Genomic DNA, 18,049 nt, shown 5'->3' with positions numbered 1-18,049 from the left:
CGCGGCGGGAGTCTGCAGTTTCGACACACCCGACCGCGTGGGTCGGCGAGTGTTTCAGGTTAGCTTCACCATTCGGCACACAGAAACCGGAGAAGTAGTGCCTACGATCCAGCAGCTGGTCCGGAAGGGCCGGCAGGACAAGGTCGAGAAGAACAAGACGCCCGCACTCGAGGGTTCGCCCCAGCGTCGCGGCGTCTGCACGCGTGTGTTCACGACCACCCCGAAGAAGCCGAACTCGGCCCTGCGTAAGGTCGCGCGTGTGCGTCTGACCAGCGGGATCGAGGTCACTGCTTACATTCCGGGTGAGGGACACAACCTGCAGGAGCACTCCATCGTGCTCGTGCGCGGCGGCCGTGTGAAGGACCTGCCCGGTGTTCGCTACAAGATCATCCGCGGTTCGCTTGACACCCAGGGTGTCAAGAACCGCAAGCAGGCCCGCAGCCGCTACGGCGCCAAGAAGGAGAAGTAAGAATGCCTCGTAAGGGCCCCGCCCCGAAGCGCCCGGTCATCATCGACCCGGTCTACGGTTCTCCTCTTGTCACCTCGCTGATCAACAAGGTGCTGCTGAACGGCAAGCGCTCCACCGCCGAGCGCATCGTGTACGGCGCCATGGAGGGCCTGCGCGAGAAGACCAGCAACGACCCGGTCATCACGCTGAAGCGCGCTCTGGAGAACATCAAGCCGACCCTCGAGGTCAAGTCCCGCCGTGTCGGTGGTGCGACGTACCAGGTTCCGATCGAGGTCAAGCCCGGTCGTGCCAACACGCTCGCGCTGCGCTGGCTGGTCGGTTACTCCCGCGCCCGTCGCGAGAAGACCATGACCGAGCGTCTGCTCAACGAGCTTCTCGACGCCTCCAACGGCCTCGGTGCCGCTGTGAAGAAGCGCGAGGACACCCACAAGATGGCCGAGTCCAACAAGGCCTTCGCGCACTACCGCTGGTAGTCGCTACCCCCATCGAGACCGAGAGAAGACCGAAGCCTTATGGCTACCACTTCACTTGACCTGGCCAGGGTCCGCAACATCGGGATCATGGCCCACATCGACGCGGGCAAGACGACCACCACCGAGCGGATCCTCTTCTACACCGGCGTCAGCTACAAGATCGGTGAGGTCCACGACGGCGCTGCCACCATGGACTGGATGGAGCAGGAGCAGGAGCGTGGCATCACGATCACCTCTGCTGCCACCACCTGTCACTGGCCGCTCGAGGACAACGACTACACGATCAACATCATCGACACCCCGGGGCACGTCGACTTCACGGTCGAGGTGGAGCGTTCGCTCCGCGTGCTCGACGGTGCCGTCACGGTGTTCGACGGTGTCGCCGGTGTCGAGCCGCAGTCCGAGACGGTGTGGCGTCAGGCCGACCGCTACGGCGTGCCGCGCATCTGCTTCGTGAACAAGCTGGACCGTACCGGCGCCGAGTTCCACCGTTGTGTGGACATGATCTCGAGCCGCCTGGGTGCCGTTCCGCTCGTCATGCAGCTGCCGATCGGCGCCGAGATGGACTTCAAGGGCGTTGTGGACCTGGTCCGCATGAAGGCGCTCGTGTGGTCCGCCGAGGCCGCCAAGGGCGAGATGTACGACGTCGTCGACATCCCGGCCACGCACACCGAGGCTGCCGAGGAGTACCGCGGCAAGCTGGTCGAGGCCGTCGCGGAGAACGACGACGAGATCATGGAGCTGTTCCTGGAGGGCCAGGAGCCCACCGAGGAGCAGCTGTACGCCGCGATCCGTCGCATCACCATCGCGACCGGCAAGTCCGACGGCGTCACGGTCACCCCGGTGTTCTGTGGCACCGCGTTCAAGAACAAGGGCGTCCAGCCCCTGCTCGACGCGGTCGTGCGCTACCTCCCGACCCCGCTCGACGTCGAGGCCATCGAAGGCCACGACGTGAAGGACCCGGAGCTGGTCGTCAAGCGCAAGCCGTCCGACGACGAGCCGCTGTCGGCGCTGGCGTTCAAGATCATGAGCGACCCGCACCTCGGCAAGCTCACCTTCGTCCGGATCTACTCCGGTCGCCTGGAGTCCGGCACCGCCGTGCTGAACTCCGTCAAGGGCAAGAAGGAGCGCATCGGCAAGATCTACCGTATGCACGCGAACAAGCGTGAGGAGATCGAGTCGGTGGGCGCCGGCGACATCGTCGCCGTCATGGGCCTCAAGCAGACCACCACCGGTGAGACGCTGAGCGACGACAAGCAGCCGGTGATCCTGGAGTCCATGGACTTCCCGGCGCCGGTCATCCAGGTCGCCATCGAGCCCAAGTCCAAGGGTGACCAGGAGAAGCTGGGTGTCGCCATCCAGCGTCTCGCGGAGGAGGACCCCTCCTTCCAGGTTCACTCGGACGAGGAGACGGGCCAGACCATCATCGGTGGTATGGGCGAGCTGCACCTTGAGGTGCTGGTCGACCGTATGCGCCGTGAGTTCAAGGTCGAGGCCAACGTCGGCAAGCCGCAGGTCGCTTACCGTGAGACGATCCGCAAGTCCGTCGAGCGCGTCGACTACACGCACAAGAAGCAGACTGGTGGTACCGGCCAGTTCGCCAAGGTGCAGATCGCGATCGAGCCGATCGAGGGCGGCGACGCCTCGTACGAGTTCGTGAACAAGGTCACCGGTGGCCGTATCCCGAAGGAGTACATCCCTTCGGTGGACGCCGGTGCGCAGGAGGCCATGCAGTTCGGCATCCTCGCGGGCTACGAGATGACGGGCGTCCGCGTGACGCTCCTCGACGGTGGCTACCACGAGGTCGACTCCTCCGAGCTCGCCTTCAAGATCGCCGGATCGCAGGCCTTCAAGGAGGCCGCGCGCAAGGCGTCCCCCGTGCTCCTTGAGCCGATGATGGCCGTCGAGGTCACCACGCCCGAGGACTACATGGGTGAGGTCATCGGCGACATCAACTCCCGCCGTGGTCAGATCCAGGCCATGGAGGAGCGGGCCGGTGCCCGCGTCGTGAAGGGCCTCGTGCCCCTCTCGGAGATGTTCGGCTACGTCGGAGACCTCCGCAGCAAGACCTCGGGTCGCGCAAGCTACTCGATGCAGTTCGACTCCTACGCCGAGGTTCCGCGGAACGTCGCCGAGGAGATCATCGCGAAGGCCAAGGGCGAGTAACGCACAGCGTTCGCACGCTTTAGGCTTGACTCCGGAGCCTCAGGGGGCAAACACCCGCAAACACGGGTGTTTGTCCAAGGACCCGGACTTTCCAGCAAAGATCACCTGGCGCCGATGAAGTAAGGCGTACCAGAACCACTCCCAGGAGGACCCCAGTGGCGAAGGCGAAGTTCGAGCGGACTAAGCCGCACGTCAACATCGGCACCATCGGTCACATCGACCACGGTAAGACGACCCTCACGGCCGCCATTACCAAGGTGCTGCACGACGCGTTCCCGGACCTGAACGAGGCCTCGGCGTTCGACCAGATCGACAAGGCTCCCGAGGAGCGCCAGCGCGGTATCACGATCTCGATCGCGCACGTCGAGTACCAGACGGAGACCCGTCACTACGCCCACGTCGACTGCCCCGGTCACGCGGACTACATCAAGAACATGATCACGGGTGCGGCGCAGATGGACGGCGCCATCCTCGTTGTCGCCGCCACCGACGGCCCGATGCCGCAGACCAAGGAGCACGTGCTCCTGGCCCGCCAGGTCGGCGTTCCGTACATCGTCGTCGCGCTGAACAAGGCCGACATGGTGGACGACGAGGAGATCCTGGAGCTCGTCGAGCTCGAGGTCCGTGAGCTGCTCTCCGAGTACGAGTTCCCGGGCGACGACCTGCCGGTCGTCAAGGTCTCGGCGCTCAAGGCCCTTGAGGGCGACAAGGAGTGGGGCCAGTCCGTCCTCGACCTGATGAAGGCCGTCGACGAGAGCATCCCGCAGCCCGAGCGTGACGTCGACAAGCCGTTCCTGATGCCGATCGAGGACGTCTTCACGATCACCGGTCGTGGCACCGTCGTCACCGGTCGTATCGAGCGTGGTGTCCTCAAGGTCAACGAGACCGTCGACATCGTCGGTATCAAGCAGGACAAGACCACCACCACGGTCACCGGCATCGAGATGTTCCGCAAGCTGCTCGACGAGGGCCAGGCCGGTGAGAACGTCGGTCTGCTCCTCCGTGGCATCAAGCGCGAGGACGTCGAGCGCGGCCAGGTCATCATCAAGCCCGGTTCGGTCACGCCGCACACCGAGTTCGAGGCCCAGGCCTACATCCTGTCCAAGGACGAGGGTGGCCGCCACACGCCGTTCTTCAACAACTACCGCCCGCAGTTCTACTTCCGTACGACGGACGTGACCGGCGTGGTGACCCTCCCCGAGGGCACCGAGATGGTCATGCCCGGCGACAACACGGAGATGAAGGTTGAGCTCATTCAGCCCATCGCCATGGAAGAGGGCCTGAAGTTCGCCATCCGTGAGGGTGGCCGGACCGTGGGCGCCGGCCAGGTCATCAAGATCACGAAGTGATCTTGAACTGACCCGGTCGTCTCTGACCCGGTAGGTCTGGAGAGGCCCGTACGACTTCGGTCGTACGGGCCTCTTCTGTTTTTCCCGTAACGCTTTTCCCTCCCCGGTCCAAGTACAAGTGACAGCACGACCGACCACGGGAGGTACGTACCTTGGCACCGGACAGCAGAAGCCGGGGCGGTCCGCGGGGAGAGATGTACGATCCCGCGGCCTTCGAGATCTTCTATCGCCGTCATGTCGACTCCGTCACCCGTTTCATGGCCCGGCGGGTCGCCGACCCGCACACCGTCGCCGACCTCACCGCCGAGACCTTCCTCGCGGTGATCGACTCCGCCCGCGCGTACCGCCCCGACCTCGGCAGCGAGACGGCCTGGCTGTACGGCATCGCGCGCAACGTCGTGGCGGCCGAGGCGCGGCGCAGTGCGCGGCAGAGCGCGCTCGGTGGCCGGATCGCCGGGCGACGGCTGCTGGAGGTCGACGACATCGGCCGACTGGAGGACAAGCTCGACGCCGAGGCGGCCGGGCGGCGGACGCTGGCCGCCCTGGAAGGGCTTCCCGAGGGCGAGCGCGCGGTGGTCGAACTCGTGGCCGTCGACCAGTTGAGTGTCACCGAGGCCGCCGCGGCGCTGGGGATACGCAAGGTCACGGCGCGCGTACGGCTGCACCGGGCCCGCCGGGCGCTGCGCTCGGTGGCGGTGGGCAGTGACCATCCGGCAGGGCTCAGCTACGCAGGGGGAAAGGCATGACCACGAGGACGACGAAGACCTTCGAGGACCGGCTGCTGGACGAGCTCCAGCGGGAGATCGCGCTGCGGGCAGAGGACGCGCCCGAGCCCGTGATCCGCCGCACGATCACGACCCGGCGTGCGCTCGTCGCCCTCGCGGCGTGCGTCGCGGCGGCGGGGGTGGTGGTGGCGCTGCCGTCGTCGACCGGTGGGTCGCAGGCGTACGCGGTGGAGCGGCACGACGACGGCACCGTCACCGTGACCGGTGAGGAACTCGCAACCTGGGAGCACCGGGGCGAGCTGGCGGAGCAACTGCATGACGTGGGCATTCGGACGAGTTTCGACAGGCCCAGGAGCGGCTACGTCTGCGCGAAGCCGCGCGGCGAGACTCCGGGGCCGGAGAAGGTCACGGATCCGAACGCTCTCTGGACGTACACCCTGCGTCCCGGCGACACCATGGTCTTCGAGGACCCGGAGCCGATCAAGGACTCGGTCAGCCCGGCCGGGGTCATGTACGTGGTCAAGGGGAAGGCGAAGCCCTGCCGGGAGGTGCCCTGGGAGGGATTGGCGGAATTCGAGGCGTCCTTGAAGTGAAGCGGCCGAGTGGCCCGTACGGCGCCGACCGTGCGGGCCACTCCGGGGCTTGGGTCTTCGAAACTATTCGGCGCGTACGACCCGTTGTCCCCTCGCTTCACTCCCTCCACCATTTGTCATGGCGCTGAGCAAATTCAGCCTTCGGGATGACCGGTCGAGGGGTGGGGCATGTCCGCGGACGTCAGCCGTAGAACCGTTCTGGGAGCGGGCGCAGGTCTCGCCGTCTCGCCCGCCCTGCCAGGGGTGGCGCGGGCGGAGGATGCGTCGGCGGGGGATGCGTCGGGCGGGCCGCAGGCCACCGACCCCGGCGCGTACCTCTCCTTCGCGCCCGTGCCGGGGGCGTTCGCGCTGGTCGGGGCCCCGGTCGTGGTCAGCCCCGAGGATCACCCCGGAGTCGTACGGGTCGCGGGGGATCTGCGGGACGACATCGAGCGGGTGACGGGGGAGCGGCCGGGGAGCGCGATGGCGGCCGAGGTCGTGCTGGTGGGGACCATCGGCCGGAGCCCGCTGATCGACGGGCTGATCGCCGCCGGGAAGCTGGACGTCCGCGGGGTGCGGGGTGAGTGGGAGACCTCGTTGCAGACGGTCGTCGAGCGGCCGATGCCCGGGGTGGAGCGGGCCTTCGTCGTGGCGGGCAGTGATCCGCGAGGCACGATCTTCGGGGTGTACGACGTCTCGTACGGCCTAGGTGTCTCGCCCTGGTACTGGTGGGACGACGTGCCGCCGGTCCACCGGGAGGCGGTGTACGTGCGGGCGGGCCGCTTCAGCCAGGGGGCGCCGGCCGTGAAGTACCGGGGCTTCTTCATCAACGATGAGAACCCGGCGCTCGGGACGTGGGCGCCGGCGTACTTCGGGCCCGGGAAGGCGCCGGGGCATCCCGGGGGCTTCAACGCGGACTTCTGGGCGAAGGTCTTCGAGGTGTTGCTGAGGCTGAAGGGGAACTACGTCTGGCCGGCGGTGTGGGGGCGGGCCTTCGCCGAGGACGATCCGGAGAACCACGCGCGGGCGAAGGAATACGGAATTGTCATGGGCACGTCCCATGAGGCGCCCATGATGCGGGGGATCGAGGAGTGGAACCGGCACGCGGTGCCGGCGGTGCGGGACGGTGAGGGCAAGGTGGTGACCCCCGGGCGGGACCCCTACGGGGGTACCGGGGAGTGGTCGTACCGCCGGAACGCCGAAGCCATCCGGGCGTACTGGCGGGACGGCATCCGGCGCATGGTCGACGAGGACTTCGAGGGCGTCGTCACGCTGGGGATGCGGGGGAACGGCGACACGAGCCTGCCCGACGGCGACGGCATCGAGCTGATGCGGGAGATCATCGAGACCCAGCGGGGGATCATCGCCGAGGTGACCGGCCGGCCGGTGGAGGAGACTCCGCAGGTGTGGACCCTCTACAAGGAGGTCCAGCGGTACTGGGACCGGGGGCTGCGGGCGCCGGACGACGTCACGGTCGTCCTCACGGACGACAACTGGGGGAACATCCGTAAGCATCCGGACCCGGGAGAGCCCGTACGACCTGGGGGCTACGGGTTGTACTACCACTTCGACTACGTCGGCGTCGGGCGCAACTACAAGTGGGTCGACACGGCGAACCTCACGAATCTGTGGGAGCAGCTGCACGAGGCGGACGCGTACGGCAATCACCGTCTGTGGGTGGTGAACGTCGGCGACCTGAAGGGGAACGAGCTGCCGACCGAGTTCTTCCTGAACTACGCCTGGAATCCGGGGCGTTGGGGCCTGGAGAACCTGGGGGAGTGGGAGCGGGGGTTCGCGCGGCAGAGCTTCGGGGCGGGGGCGGCGGCGGAGGTCGCCGAGGTGCTCAGTGAGTACGGGCAGCTGCAGGCCCGCCGCAAACCCGAGCTGCTGAACCGCCGGATCACCCTCGATGAGACGAAGGACCCCACCAAGGACGAGCGGGCGATCGTCTACGACGACCAGGAGACGCCCTTCTTCTTCGGCCACCGGGAGCTGGAACGCGTCACGGAGGAGTGGCGGGCGCTGGCGAAGCGGACGGAACGGGTGGGGAGGCGGCTTCCCGCGGCCGTTCAGGACGCGTGGTTCGAGCTGGTCGGGTACGCGGTGCTGGCGACGGCGAACCTGTACGGGCTGCGGGCGGCCGAGTTCGAGAACCTGCTGTACGCGGGGCAGGGAAGGGCGGCGACGAACGGCCGGGCGGAGGCTGCCGAGGCGAGACTGGCACGGGACTTCGCGTTGGCCCGTCGCTTCAACTCCGAGGTGGCGGGCGGGAAGTGGCGGGGCTTCCAGACCCAGCCGCACATCGGCTACGGGGATGTGGAGCGCTACGGCCCGAACGCCGGGTGGCAGCAGCCGGAGAAGAACAACGTGGCGCTGCCGGACGAGATCTTCCCCAAGGTACGGCGGATCGAGGTGCCTCAGGCCGCGGAGCTGGGGGTGGCGGTCGACGGGGCGGACGACTCGGGGCAGTGGTGGCCGGCGTCGGCGAGGGAGGCGGCTCTGCCGGTCTTCAGCCCGTATCAGACGCGCCCCCGGCAGTACGTGGAGATCTTCAACCGGGGGCGTACGCCCTTCTCGTACCGGATCGAGTCGTCAAAGCCGTGGCTGGTGGTGGAGCGGTCGCGGGGGCGGGTCGAGGAGCAGGTGCGGGTGGGGGTCCGGGTGGACTGGGGGCGGGTGCCCGCGGGGGGTGCCGAGGCTTCGTTGCGGGTGAGCGGGGCCGGGGCCTCGGTCACGGTGAAGGCCGTCGCGGCGAAGCCGTCGGCGCGTCAGGCGCGGAAGCTGCGGGGGTTCGTCGAGGCGGGCGGGTACGTGGCGATCGACGCGGAGCACCACGCGCGGGCGGTGGGGTCGCCCGACGGGCGGGTGCGCTGGCGCCGGATCGAGCGGATCGGGCGCACCGGCGCGGGGGTGACGCCGTGGCCGGTGACGGCCGCCCGGCAGGTGCCGGGGGGTGACGGGCCGCGCCTGGAGTACGAGGTCGGCGTGGTGTCGGCCGTGGACGAGGTGACGGTCTGGGCGTACGTGTCACCTCGGAACCCCGCGTTGGCCACGGGCGGGCTGCGGTACGCCGTGTCCTTCGGCTCCGGCGCGCCTCAGGTCGTCGACATCAACGCCGTCACGGGGGCCGACGACGGGCTGATGAACAAGCAGTGGGCGCGGAACACCTCGGACAACGTGAACGTGACGGCGACCCGCCACACGATCACCGGGCCCGGGGTGCACCGGCTGACGTTCTGGATGGTCGACCCGACGGTGGTGCTGCAGAGGCTGGTGATCGACACGGGCGGACTGACGCCGACATATCTGGGGCCGCTGGAGAGCCACCGAATCTGAGAGAGGAACCACGGATGACGCACATGAACCGCTTCCGCTTCCGCTACCGCACGCCCGTGCTCGCGCTGGTCGCCGGGGCGCTGCTGTCCACGGCGGTGGCCGTGCAGCCGGCCTCGGCACATGACCGGTCCGGCTCGTCCGGCCTGTCCGACGCGTCCGGCCTGTCCGGCCCGTCCTTGAGGAAGCTCGCCGACCGGGCCGGCGTACGCATCGGCACCGCCGTGGATCTGAACGTGTTGGCCGAGGACCGCACGTACCGCCGGACGACCGCACGCGAGTTCGACTCGGTGACCGCTGAGAACGCCATGAAGTGGGAGTCGGTGGAGCCGCAGCGGGGCGTCTACGACTGGAAGCAGGCCGACGACCTCGTCCGCTACGCCCGCGCCCACGGGCAGGTCGTCCGCGGCCACACCCTCGTCTGGCACAGCCAGGTGCCGGCCTGGCTGACGTCCGGTGTGGCGGACGGGTCGATCGGCTCGGCGGAGCTGCGGGGCATTCTGCGCAAGCACATCACGACGGAGGTGAAGCGGTACAAGGGGAAGATCCAGCAGTGGGACGTGGTGAACGAGGTCTTCGAGGAGGACGGCAGCCTGCGGAACTCGATCTGGCTGCGTGAGCTGGGGCCGTCGTACATCGCGGACGCCTTCCGCTGGGCCCATGCCGCCGACCCGAAGGCGAAGCTCTTCCTCAACGACTACAACGTGGAGGGCGTCAACGCGAAGTCCACGGCGTACTACGAACTGGCGAAGCGGTTGCGCGCGGAGGGCGTGCCCGTGCAGGGCTTCGGCGCTCAGGCCCACCTCGCGATCCAGTACGGCTTCCCCGGGCAGGTCGCCGAGAACCTCGCCCGCTTCGGGGCGCTGGGGATGCGGACGGCGTTCACTGAGGTGGACGTGCGGATGATCCTGCCGGTGGACGAGACGAAGTCGGCGACTCAGGCGAGCTACTTCCGGAGGCTGCTGGACGCCTGTCTGGGGGCGCGGAGCTGCACGTCGTTCACGGTCTGGGGCTACACGGACAAGTACTCGTGGGTGCCGGGGGTCTTCGACGGTGAGGGGTCGGCGACGCCGATGGACGAGGAGTACGGGCGCAAGCCGGCGTACGGGGCGCTGCGGGAGGGGCTGGCGGCTGGGAGGTGACCGGCGTCGCCCTCAGCCCTTGTCCGGGTAGCGGGGCAGGTTCTCCGTGGAGATGGTCCAGTCGGCGATGGTGACGTCCTCGCCGTAGACGAAGTCCTTGCGGGTGGCGTAGCGCGGGCCGTCCGGGGTGGCGTGGATATCGGTGAGGACGGCGCCTTCGCCGCTGCGGGGGTCGAAGACCGCGTACACGGGGATGCCGAGCAGAGGGTAGTCGCGCATCTTGGTGACCCAGTCGTTGTCGGGGTTGGAGCGGGAGACGACCTCGACGGCGGCGTGAATCGTGCGGGGATCGAAGGTTCCCTCGACCTCCATGTCGGCTTCGGCGATCACCATCACGTCGGGGCGTCGCATGATGCCTTCGGCTTCGCCCTCCACGTCCGGCTCACCGGTATGGGCCACGATCTCTTCCGGCATCACCTGTTCCAGGCGTTTCCGCAGGCGCAGCACGGTGAGCTCGTGCGGTCCGATGGGCGACACCATGTCGTGGACGATCCCTTCCTTGGTGATCTCGAATTTCCCGGGGAGGGTGTCGTCCATCGACTGAACGAAGTCCCGCATGGCTCGGTAGATGTGGGGGGCGCCGTGTTGCGCGTCGTCCGGGGCGATGGTCATGGCGCTCGCTCCTCGTCGTCTGTGCCCGGGGGCAAGGATCGTCACGTTCATGCTAGGTCGCCTCCGTGGGGTCGGGCATGAGGTCGTGCAGGGGGTCGGGCCCGCAGTCGCGGCAGCGGCTCCCCTTCGGTCCTCGGAAGCCGCGGTCGCAGCCGTCGCAGTTCGTCATCTCGTAGTGAACGGAGGGCGGTGACGCCGGGGCGCGGAACGGCGGCGGGGGCGGCAGCTGTGCCGCGAGCCGGTGGGCCAGGAGGGCGGCCGGGCGGTGGAGAGGCTCGGACGGAAGGGCGCCGGTCAGGGCTTCGCGTACGGCGGTCGGGGTGAGGTCGCGCTCCAGCCAGGCGGCCACGCCCGGCGCGAGGTGGGCGGTGTCGCAGGCCGAGAGGAGGAGGCGGGCGTCCGTGCGGCGCAGGTCGGCGAGGAGGTCGGTGGCGGTCTGGAGGAGGGTGGGGGAGCGGTAGGCGGGCTGGGGGACGGCGGGGAGGGGCTTGCGGGGTGCCTTCTCCTTCCGGGGCGCGCTGTTACGGCGTACGTCGTCCCGGCGTACGGGCTCGTCCTCCGCCTGGGTGCGGCCGGGCTGGTTGCAGGAGATCGTGCGGGTGACGATCCGGCCGCCGGGGGTGCGTACGCGCTCCCGGCGCAGGTACCCGTGGTCCTGCAACTCGTGCAGGGCGGCGGCGATCCGGGTCGCGCCCTCCTTGAAGCGGGCGGTGAGGCTCTTGATGTCGACGTGGGCGCCCTTCGGCAGCGACTGGATGTGAGCGCCCAGCCCGATCGCGAGGAGCGACAGCTCCGGGTGCTGGGCGAGGTGGTTGCCGATCACCGTGAAACGGGCGGTGTGGCGGGTGTGGTCGTGGATCAGACCGCCGCCGGAGTGGCTCTGCCGGTTCGGGTGGTTGTTGTCGCCAACCCGGGCGTGGGCGCGCGAGGGCGCGCTAAGGTGCTGCGTATCCATCGGGAAGGGGCTTTCTTCCTTGGTGGTCAGGCCCTCGCACTGGGATTGCCGTCCCGGCGAGGGCCGTCGTATGTCTGCGGTTGTGTGGGTCCTGCTGCGCTGAGCGTAAGGGCATCAACCGGTCCCGAATCCAGCCGAGTCGGCGATGTTCACCCGCGAGGGTGAGACGGCCTGACGGGCGGGAGGAGGGGTGGGGTTTGGTGGGGTTCTTTCTCTCCCCGGTCCTTTGAGGAAAGACCGCACGTCGCACCGGAGCACACATCTGCGGGTTCCGGTTCCTGTCGGACGCCGACCTCGGCCCAGACCGTCTTGCGCGGCGGCAGCCCCGGTGCGCTGCCCCAGCGGTCGGCCAGCGCCTCGACGAGGAGGAGGCCCCGGCCGGACTCGGCCTCCGGGGCACGGCGTTGGGCTCTGGGCAGCCGTTCACCGCACGTGTCCACGACCTCGATGCGGAGGGTGCCGCCGATCACGTAGAGCGTGAGTCCGAAGTCGCGGCCCTGCACCCGCCCGTGCGTGGCCGCGTTGGCCGCCAGCTCGGCGACGATGTGCCGCGCCGGGTCCAACGGCAACCCCCATGCGCGCAGTTGCTCCGTCGCCAGCAGGCGGGCGAGGCGGGCTCCGCGTGGTGTGGGGGACAGCCGCACGCTGAAGTTGCGGATGGGGCTGTGCGGTTCGGCCTCAGGGGCGGCGGTTTCCGTATTCACGTCACTCAGCGTGGCGGTGCGCGCCTACCGTGAACAGTGACTGCGCCGGTACGTACGGTTACTGTCCAGGGCTTGTCCGGCGCTGTCCAGCCTGTCCGGAACCGGCGTACGGGTAGGGGGCGTTGAGTCACAGCGGTACGGCGGAGAGGTGCGCGATGCACGTGGACGGGCTCAAGGACGCGACGGACGAGCCGGGTTGGGAGGTGGACCCGGACGATGACTGGGGCGTCGCGGTCGTCGAGACCGTGGGGCGACAGCTGAAGCTGCGGCGGGAGGCCGTAGGCATGCGGGTGGCCGACGTCGCTGTGGCGATCGGGTACGGAGAGGACCTCGTCTACAAGATCGAGGCCGGGAAGCGGATTCCCCGGCAGGAGTACCTGGACAAGTCCGACGAGGTGCTGGAGGCGGGCGGGCTCATCTCGGCCACCTGGGAGGACGTGAAGAAGGTCCGGTACCCGAAGAAGGTGCGGGAGCTGGGGAAGCTGGAGGCTCAGGCGGTCGAGATCGGGGTGTACGAGTGCAACATCATCGCCGGGCTGCTGCAGACGCCGGACCATGCGCGGGCCGTCATCGGGGCGGCCCAGCCGCCGTACTCGCCGGACGACGTGGAACGTATGGCGGCGGCCCGGCTTGCCCGGCAGTGGGTCTTCGAACGTGATCCGGCGCCGTCGATTCACTTCGTCTTGGAAGAGGCGCCTCTACGTCGGCAGGTCGGAGGCACAATGGTGTGGCGACGGCAGCTCGAACGCCTGCTGGAGGTGGGGCGGTTGCACAACGTCACACTTCAGGTGATGCCGACGAACACTGAACCCCACCCAGGACTGGACGGCAGGATCGAGCTGCTCAAGTTCTCGGACGGTAGTGCAGTGGGCCGCTCCGACGGTGCGTTCAACGGTCGGGCGACCCATGATCCCAAACACCTGCGCATCCTTGAGCTGCGGTATGGCACCATCCGGGCTCAGGCGCTCTCGCCCCGGGAGTCGCTGGCCTTCATCGAGCAACTGCTGGGAGAAACATGATCCACAAGGCCGTTGGCGGGGATACCTCCGAGTTGGCGTGGTTCAAGAGCAGTTACAGCGGTGGCACCGACGGCAACTCCTGCGTCGAGGTCGCCGCGACCCCCGGCACCGTCCACGTCCGCGACTCCAAGGACATCCGGCTCCCTCGGCTCACGCTCACGTCGACCGCCTGGGCGGACTTCGTGTCGTACGCGGTCGAGGGCTGAGCGTCTCTGCGGGATGCGGGAACCGTCTGCGTGATCACCCTTGGTACTCTGCCGCTTCCTATAGGGCATCTGTTCGAAGAGGTGTGAATGAAGTCAGGCAGACGAACCGTCGCGGTGGCCGCGCTCGTGGGGGCGCTGGGATTCTCGGTGCTGAACGCGCCGGCGGCCCACGCGGCGGACACCGGGATCACCGTGTCGGACATCGTCATCAACAAGGGCAAGCCGATCGTGGTCGGCACGACGAAGGAGGTGCGGCCGCCCGTCACCTTCAACATCGCTCTGCCGGCCGGGTACAGCACCGCGGACCCGTTCCGCTACACCGCGTACCCCTTCATCTACCGCGGCACCCCGAAGACGGCCGCCGAGAGCGCTGACAACTACATAGGGCCGGGCATCTACACCTGCTTCGAGACCGACGCGAAGCACGCCCGGTGCGAGGGCACCTTCCACATCGACCCGCATCCGAGCCGGAAGCAGGTCAACTCCAACAACGACGCCACGACCTGGAAGACCGCCGTCGTGCTGCGCCTGTGGAAGGCCAGCGGCGGCCTCAAGACCGAGGAGTACGAGACCCGGTCCAAGACCGTGCAGCTCAAGCGCGCGGCCAGGGCCACCGTCGGCGCCACGCCGGAGACGGTCACCAAGGGCAAGAAGATCACCGTCACGGGCAAGCTGACCCGGGCGAACTGGAGCACCAAGGAGTACGGCGGCTACGGCGGCCGTACGGTCAGTCTCCAGTACCGCGCCTCGGACGCCACCTCCTTCACGACGGTCAAGAAGGTCACCACCAGCACCACCGGCGCCCTGAACACCACGGCCACCGCCTCGGCCGACGGCTTCTACCGCTGGGTGTACTACGGCAACTCGACCACCGACGCGGTCACCACCCCGGCCGTCTACGTCGACGTCCGCTGACTTCCGCTGACCTCCGCTGACCTCCGCGTTCAGCGGAGCGTCGGTACCTCGCCGCCCTCCGCCCTTGTCAGCGTGACCCCCGCCAGACCGCGCAGCCTGCGTTCCGCCACGGCGGCCAGATCGGCGGCGGTCGGTGGGGTCGGGCCCAGGCCGATGGCGTAGCGGGCGGGGGCCGTGGTGAAGGGGCGGGGCCAGGCGTGGCACTCGGGAGCCGCCTCGGCGAGGTCGGTGATCAGGGCCCGCATCCTGCCCCGTACCCGGCCCTCGTCCGCACCCCCGTACGCACCCTTTTCCACGGTCACGATCGCCCAGGCGGCGTGGCGGCGGTGGAGCGGGGGAGGGGTGAGGAGGCCCGAGTACGCGGTGCCCTCCTCCAACAACTCCCAAGCACGGAACAGCTCTTGGGTGATCAGGTCCCGCATGCCCGTCGTGACCTGGTCCGTGCAGGGGCGGACCGGGGCCGAGGGCGTCGCGATGGTGAGAGGCAGCCCGCCGGAGGTGCCTACGAGCCCGCCCACCGGCTCTACGAGCCCGCCCACCGGCTCGCGCCAGTCCCACGCCGCCCACGTCGCGAAGAAATGCCGCAGGAGATCGGCCGGAGGCAGGTCTCCCGCCTCGCTCGCCGTGCGGGCCGCCAGCACGGACCAGGCCAGGCCCGGCAGGCCGCCGAACGGTGCCGAGTCCAGACCCCGCGCCTTCGCCCATGCCTTGACCTGCCTGGCCAACCCGGCGAACGCCGGACCGTGGCCGCTCACCGAGGCGAGCACCGCCTCCGCGTCGCTCACCGCGCTGAGCGCGACCGCCGCCGCCTCACCCAACTCGGCCCGGCGGTCCACCGCCTCCGTGGGGTCCAGCGATCCGGTGGCCACGACGGCCAGGTCCACGTCCAGCCCGTCGAGCCGCAGCCGCAGACCGGGTACGCGTGCGCCCACCACCTCGCGCACGTCACAGGCCTCATGCGTCACATCACTCAACTTCGCCTGAACAGCGGCCAGTTCGACCGTGCCGGGCAGCGCCGCCACCAGGTCCAGGTCGGCGCCGGGCAGCGCGCAGCCCATGCGCCGGGAGCCGACGACGTGCACGACGCCGTCGGGGAACGCGTCCGCGACGAGGCGAGTGACGCGTTCGGCTACCCCGCCCTCGTCGTCCCCACGGCCCTCGCCGCCGCCCTCGTACAGGGCCGGCTCCTCCCTCCAGCGCACCTCTCCCGTCCCCAGACCCACCGTTCCCCGCACCCGCATCGGCTCGTCCCCGCGTCGCGACAGCAGCGCCAGCTCGCCGACCCTGGCGGGCATGGGGGTGAGCCGGGCCGCGCAGGCGGCGGCCAGGGTGTTCGGGTCGGTGGCGCGGCCCAGGCTCAGGTGGGGGGTGAAGCCCTCGTGGCGGCCGCGGCAGCGCGGGAAGTGGCGTACGAGCGTGCTGTGCAGCTCGGCCCAGGGCTTCTCGCCGGCCGCCGCCGGGTCGAGCCACACCGTTGCGTCGTCCCGGTGGCCGAACCAGTGCACACCCTCCAGCCGGGCGTCGAACGCATCCGTCGTGGCCGTCGCGAGCACCGAGGCCGCCTGCTCGAAGGCGTGTTCCGGTACGAAACCGAAGAGCAGGTTCACATGCGGGGGCCAGCGGTGGATCTGCGGGTCGTGCTCCCGGCGGATGTCCTGCAACGGCGGCCACAGCTCCTCGGGAGGCAGCCACGCCAGGGCCGTACGGGCGGTCGGCCGGACGTCGAGGCACGCGAAGGCGGTGTCCGGGGCGTCGGGTCCCACCTCCGCCCGTACGCCGTAGTGGTCCGAGACGTACAGCCCGTCCGGCGAGGGCGCGTCCCCGTACAGCTCGGCCGACCGCACCCCCAGACCCTGCCCGCGCACCAGCACCCGGTCCAGCCGGGAGGCCCGACCCGTCAGGGACGAGACAGCGGCCAGCGGGTTGGCGCCAGGGTCGAAGGTCGGCGTCCTGTCGTCCGGACCGTGCGTCTCGCTCCACGCGTCCCGCATCCCGAGCGTCATCTGCGGTGTGTCGCCGCCGTCGTTGAAGTCGCCCAGCAGGACGAGATCGGCGTCCAGGGCCGCCAGTCCCTCGGCGATCCGGGCCAGTTCGGCGGCGCGGCGACCGGCACCGTTCTCGGAATGGTCGCTGCTCAGATGGGTGGCCGCGACGACGAGGGGCCGTGTGGCCGTCTCCACCACGACGGAGGTCACCGCCTTGTGCGGGCCCAGCGCGTGGAACGCGGCCTCACGGACCGGCAACCGGCTCAGGAGCAGCAGACCGCACGCGTCCACGTCCCGCCCGCGCGGGTCCGTCCCCAGCGTCCAGCCCGCTCGCACCCAGGGCTCGCGCAGCAGCATCGCCAGCAGCTCCGCCTCGACCTCCTGCAACGCGATCACGTCGACCTCGGCCTCGCGCAGGGCGCGCAGCAGCAGCGGCCTGCGCCCGGCGCTGTCGATGAGGTCGGCGTCGTACCGGTCCCAGAGGGTGTTCCAGGTCAGCACCCGTACGCTCTCGGCACCGACCTCATCGACAACGCCGGGCCGCCGGGGTGCGCGCGTGGGCACCCAGCCCTCCCCGTCCCACGTGTGCGGCGTGCGCGCCGTGAAGAAGGGCGCCCGGAGCAGGCGGGCCTCCCGTACGCGCCCCGCCTCCGTCGCGTCGATCCGGTCCACCCCCGTGGCCCGGTCCCACACCGTCTCGCCGTCCGCCTCGAAGAACAGCACCCGGTGCCACGGGATCTCGCCGCCGGGCACGAACGCGGGCAGCGGAACCCGCTTGGGCGCGGCGTTCCGCTGCAGGACGCCGAGCACGAAGCGCGCCGGATCGAAGCGCGCGTCCCAGCGCACCCGGTGGTAGATCTCCTCGCTCGTACGCACGGTTCCTCAGACCTCTTCCTCTGTGGTCCCGCTCGCCCCGACGTACCAGGTGCGGTGCGCGTCGCCCGGATACGGCGGGGCGAAGCGGCGCAGCTGGACGGTGAGCACCTCGGGCGGTACCGGGTGCTCGCGGCGGGTGTTGCGCCGGATCAGCTCGTCCTCGTCGACCAGGACCACGGCATGGGTGAGCAGGGCGTTGCGGCGGTGGGCGACCCCGTGCACCAGCGAGCGCTGCTGATGGGTGAGCGAGGTGGCGTCCCACACCACCGTCCCGCCGGCGGCCAGTGCCCCGTCCAGCCGGTCGAGCCCCGCGCGCAGCACGTCCGGGTTGGCCCGCTGGTCGGCCCGTGCGCCGCGCGCCTCGCGCAGATCGTCCAGCGAGACGTACACGTCCACGCCCGTGAGCCCCCGCGCGAACGTGCTCTTGCCGCTGCCCGCCGGACCCACGAGCTGGATCAGCCTCGGGAAGGCCCCCGACCGCCAGCGCCACGTCGCGGCGACGGCCTCGGCGCAAGCGCCGGAGCCGCCCCCGCCTATGCGCCCCCGCG

16 protein-coding genes are annotated in these 18,049 nt (G+C 69.6%); 11 read left to right on the top strand and 5 right to left on the bottom strand.

Features of this window, described 5'->3' with window-relative positions:
* Positions 1–97: 97 nt before the first annotated feature.
* The 8 genes from rpsL to AWZ10_RS10370 all read left to right on the top strand — a co-directional run bounded on the left by rpsL (position 98) and on the right by AWZ10_RS10370 (position 10,229).
* Positions 98–469, top strand: coding sequence for a 30S ribosomal protein S12 (gene rpsL, locus AWZ10_RS10405; protein WP_003948652.1), 372 nt, complete (start codon positions 98–100; stop codon positions 467–469).
* A 2-nt stretch (positions 470–471) separates the two neighbouring features.
* The gene (gene rpsG, locus AWZ10_RS10400) at positions 472–942 is read left to right on the top strand and encodes a 30S ribosomal protein S7 (protein WP_005481264.1); all 471 of its coding nucleotides are present in this window, start codon (positions 472–474) and stop codon (positions 940–942) included.
* A gap of 39 nt (positions 943–981) precedes the next feature.
* Complete coding sequence (gene fusA, locus AWZ10_RS10395; RefSeq protein WP_060890927.1) at positions 982–3,108, top strand: elongation factor G; 2,127 nt, start codon at positions 982–984, stop codon at positions 3,106–3,108.
* Between the two features lie 155 nt (positions 3,109–3,263).
* Positions 3,264–4,457: an elongation factor Tu gene (gene tuf / locus AWZ10_RS10390; protein WP_046706202.1), complete on the top strand. Its 1,194-nt coding sequence runs from the start codon at positions 3,264–3,266 to the stop codon at positions 4,455–4,457.
* 194 nt (positions 4,458–4,651) lie between these two features.
* The gene (locus AWZ10_RS10385; RefSeq protein ID WP_046706201.1) at positions 4,652–5,203 is read left to right on the top strand and encodes an RNA polymerase sigma factor; all 552 of its coding nucleotides are present in this window, start codon (positions 4,652–4,654) and stop codon (positions 5,201–5,203) included.
* Positions 5,200–5,775, top strand: coding sequence for a hypothetical protein (locus AWZ10_RS10380; protein WP_046706200.1), 576 nt, complete (start codon positions 5,200–5,202; stop codon positions 5,773–5,775). Before AWZ10_RS10385 ends, AWZ10_RS10380 begins: the two co-directional genes overlap by 4 nt.
* A 168-nt stretch (positions 5,776–5,943) precedes the next feature.
* Positions 5,944–9,090 carry a glycosyl hydrolase 115 family protein gene (locus AWZ10_RS10375; protein ID WP_060890926.1) on the top strand — a complete coding sequence of 1,049 codons (3,147 nt, stop codon included), beginning with the start codon at positions 5,944–5,946 and terminating at the stop codon, positions 9,088–9,090.
* Between the two features lie 14 nt (positions 9,091–9,104).
* A complete protein-coding gene (locus AWZ10_RS10370) occupies positions 9,105–10,229 on the top strand; it encodes an endo-1,4-beta-xylanase (protein ID WP_060890925.1) in 1,125 nt (374 codons plus the stop codon).
* Positions 10,230–10,241: 12 nt separating this feature from the next.
* On the opposite strand, the gene AWZ10_RS10365 is transcribed toward AWZ10_RS10370, so the two are convergent.
* From AWZ10_RS10365 to AWZ10_RS10355, 3 genes are all read right to left on the bottom strand, one after another.
* Positions 10,242–10,841, bottom strand: coding sequence for a Uma2 family endonuclease (locus tag AWZ10_RS10365; RefSeq protein WP_060890924.1), 600 nt, complete (start codon positions 10,839–10,841; stop codon positions 10,242–10,244).
* Positions 10,842–10,893: 52 nt separating this feature from the next.
* On the bottom strand, positions 10,894–11,796 hold the full coding sequence (locus tag AWZ10_RS10360) for a hypothetical protein (RefSeq protein WP_060890923.1): 903 nt from the start codon (positions 11,794–11,796) through the stop codon (positions 10,894–10,896).
* Between the two features lie 149 nt (positions 11,797–11,945).
* Positions 11,946–12,500: an ATP-binding protein gene (locus AWZ10_RS10355; RefSeq protein WP_060890922.1), complete on the bottom strand. Its 555-nt coding sequence runs from the start codon at positions 12,498–12,500 to the stop codon at positions 11,946–11,948.
* A 155-nt stretch (positions 12,501–12,655) separates the two neighbouring features.
* Here AWZ10_RS10355 and AWZ10_RS10350 point away from each other — a divergent pair, with 155 nt between their 5' ends.
* The 3 genes from AWZ10_RS10350 (at position 12,656) to AWZ10_RS10340 (ending at position 14,640) form a co-directional block, all read left to right on the top strand.
* Positions 12,656–13,519, top strand: coding sequence for a helix-turn-helix domain-containing protein (locus AWZ10_RS10350; RefSeq protein ID WP_060890921.1), 864 nt, complete (start codon positions 12,656–12,658; stop codon positions 13,517–13,519).
* Positions 13,516–13,725 carry a DUF397 domain-containing protein gene (locus tag AWZ10_RS10345; protein ID WP_060890920.1) on the top strand — a complete coding sequence of 70 codons (210 nt, stop codon included), beginning with the start codon at positions 13,516–13,518 and terminating at the stop codon, positions 13,723–13,725. The genes AWZ10_RS10350 and AWZ10_RS10345 overlap by 4 nt, the downstream gene beginning before the upstream one ends.
* Positions 13,726–13,812: 87 nt before the next feature.
* Positions 13,813–14,640, top strand: coding sequence for a hypothetical protein (locus AWZ10_RS10340; protein ID WP_060890919.1), 828 nt, complete (start codon positions 13,813–13,815; stop codon positions 14,638–14,640).
* A gap of 29 nt (positions 14,641–14,669) precedes the next feature.
* Here the strand turns inward: AWZ10_RS10340 and AWZ10_RS10335 are convergent, their stop codons facing one another.
* Positions 14,670–17,501 (bottom strand): poly(A) polymerase, encoded by a 2,832-nt coding sequence (locus AWZ10_RS10335; protein ID WP_060890918.1) that lies wholly within the window; start codon positions 17,499–17,501, stop codon positions 14,670–14,672.
* Positions 17,502–17,507: 6 nt separating this feature from the next.
* On the bottom strand, positions 17,508–18,049 hold a 542-nt coding region (locus tag AWZ10_RS10330; RefSeq protein ID WP_159058244.1), incomplete at its 5' end, for an ATP-binding protein.

Source organism: Streptomyces europaeiscabiei, from assembly GCF_001550375.1.
GTDB lineage: Bacteria > Actinomycetota > Actinomycetes > Streptomycetales > Streptomycetaceae > Streptomyces > Streptomyces europaeiscabiei.
Note: the sequence above shows the minus strand (reverse complement) of the source record. Positions and strands in the feature narration are given on the sequence as shown.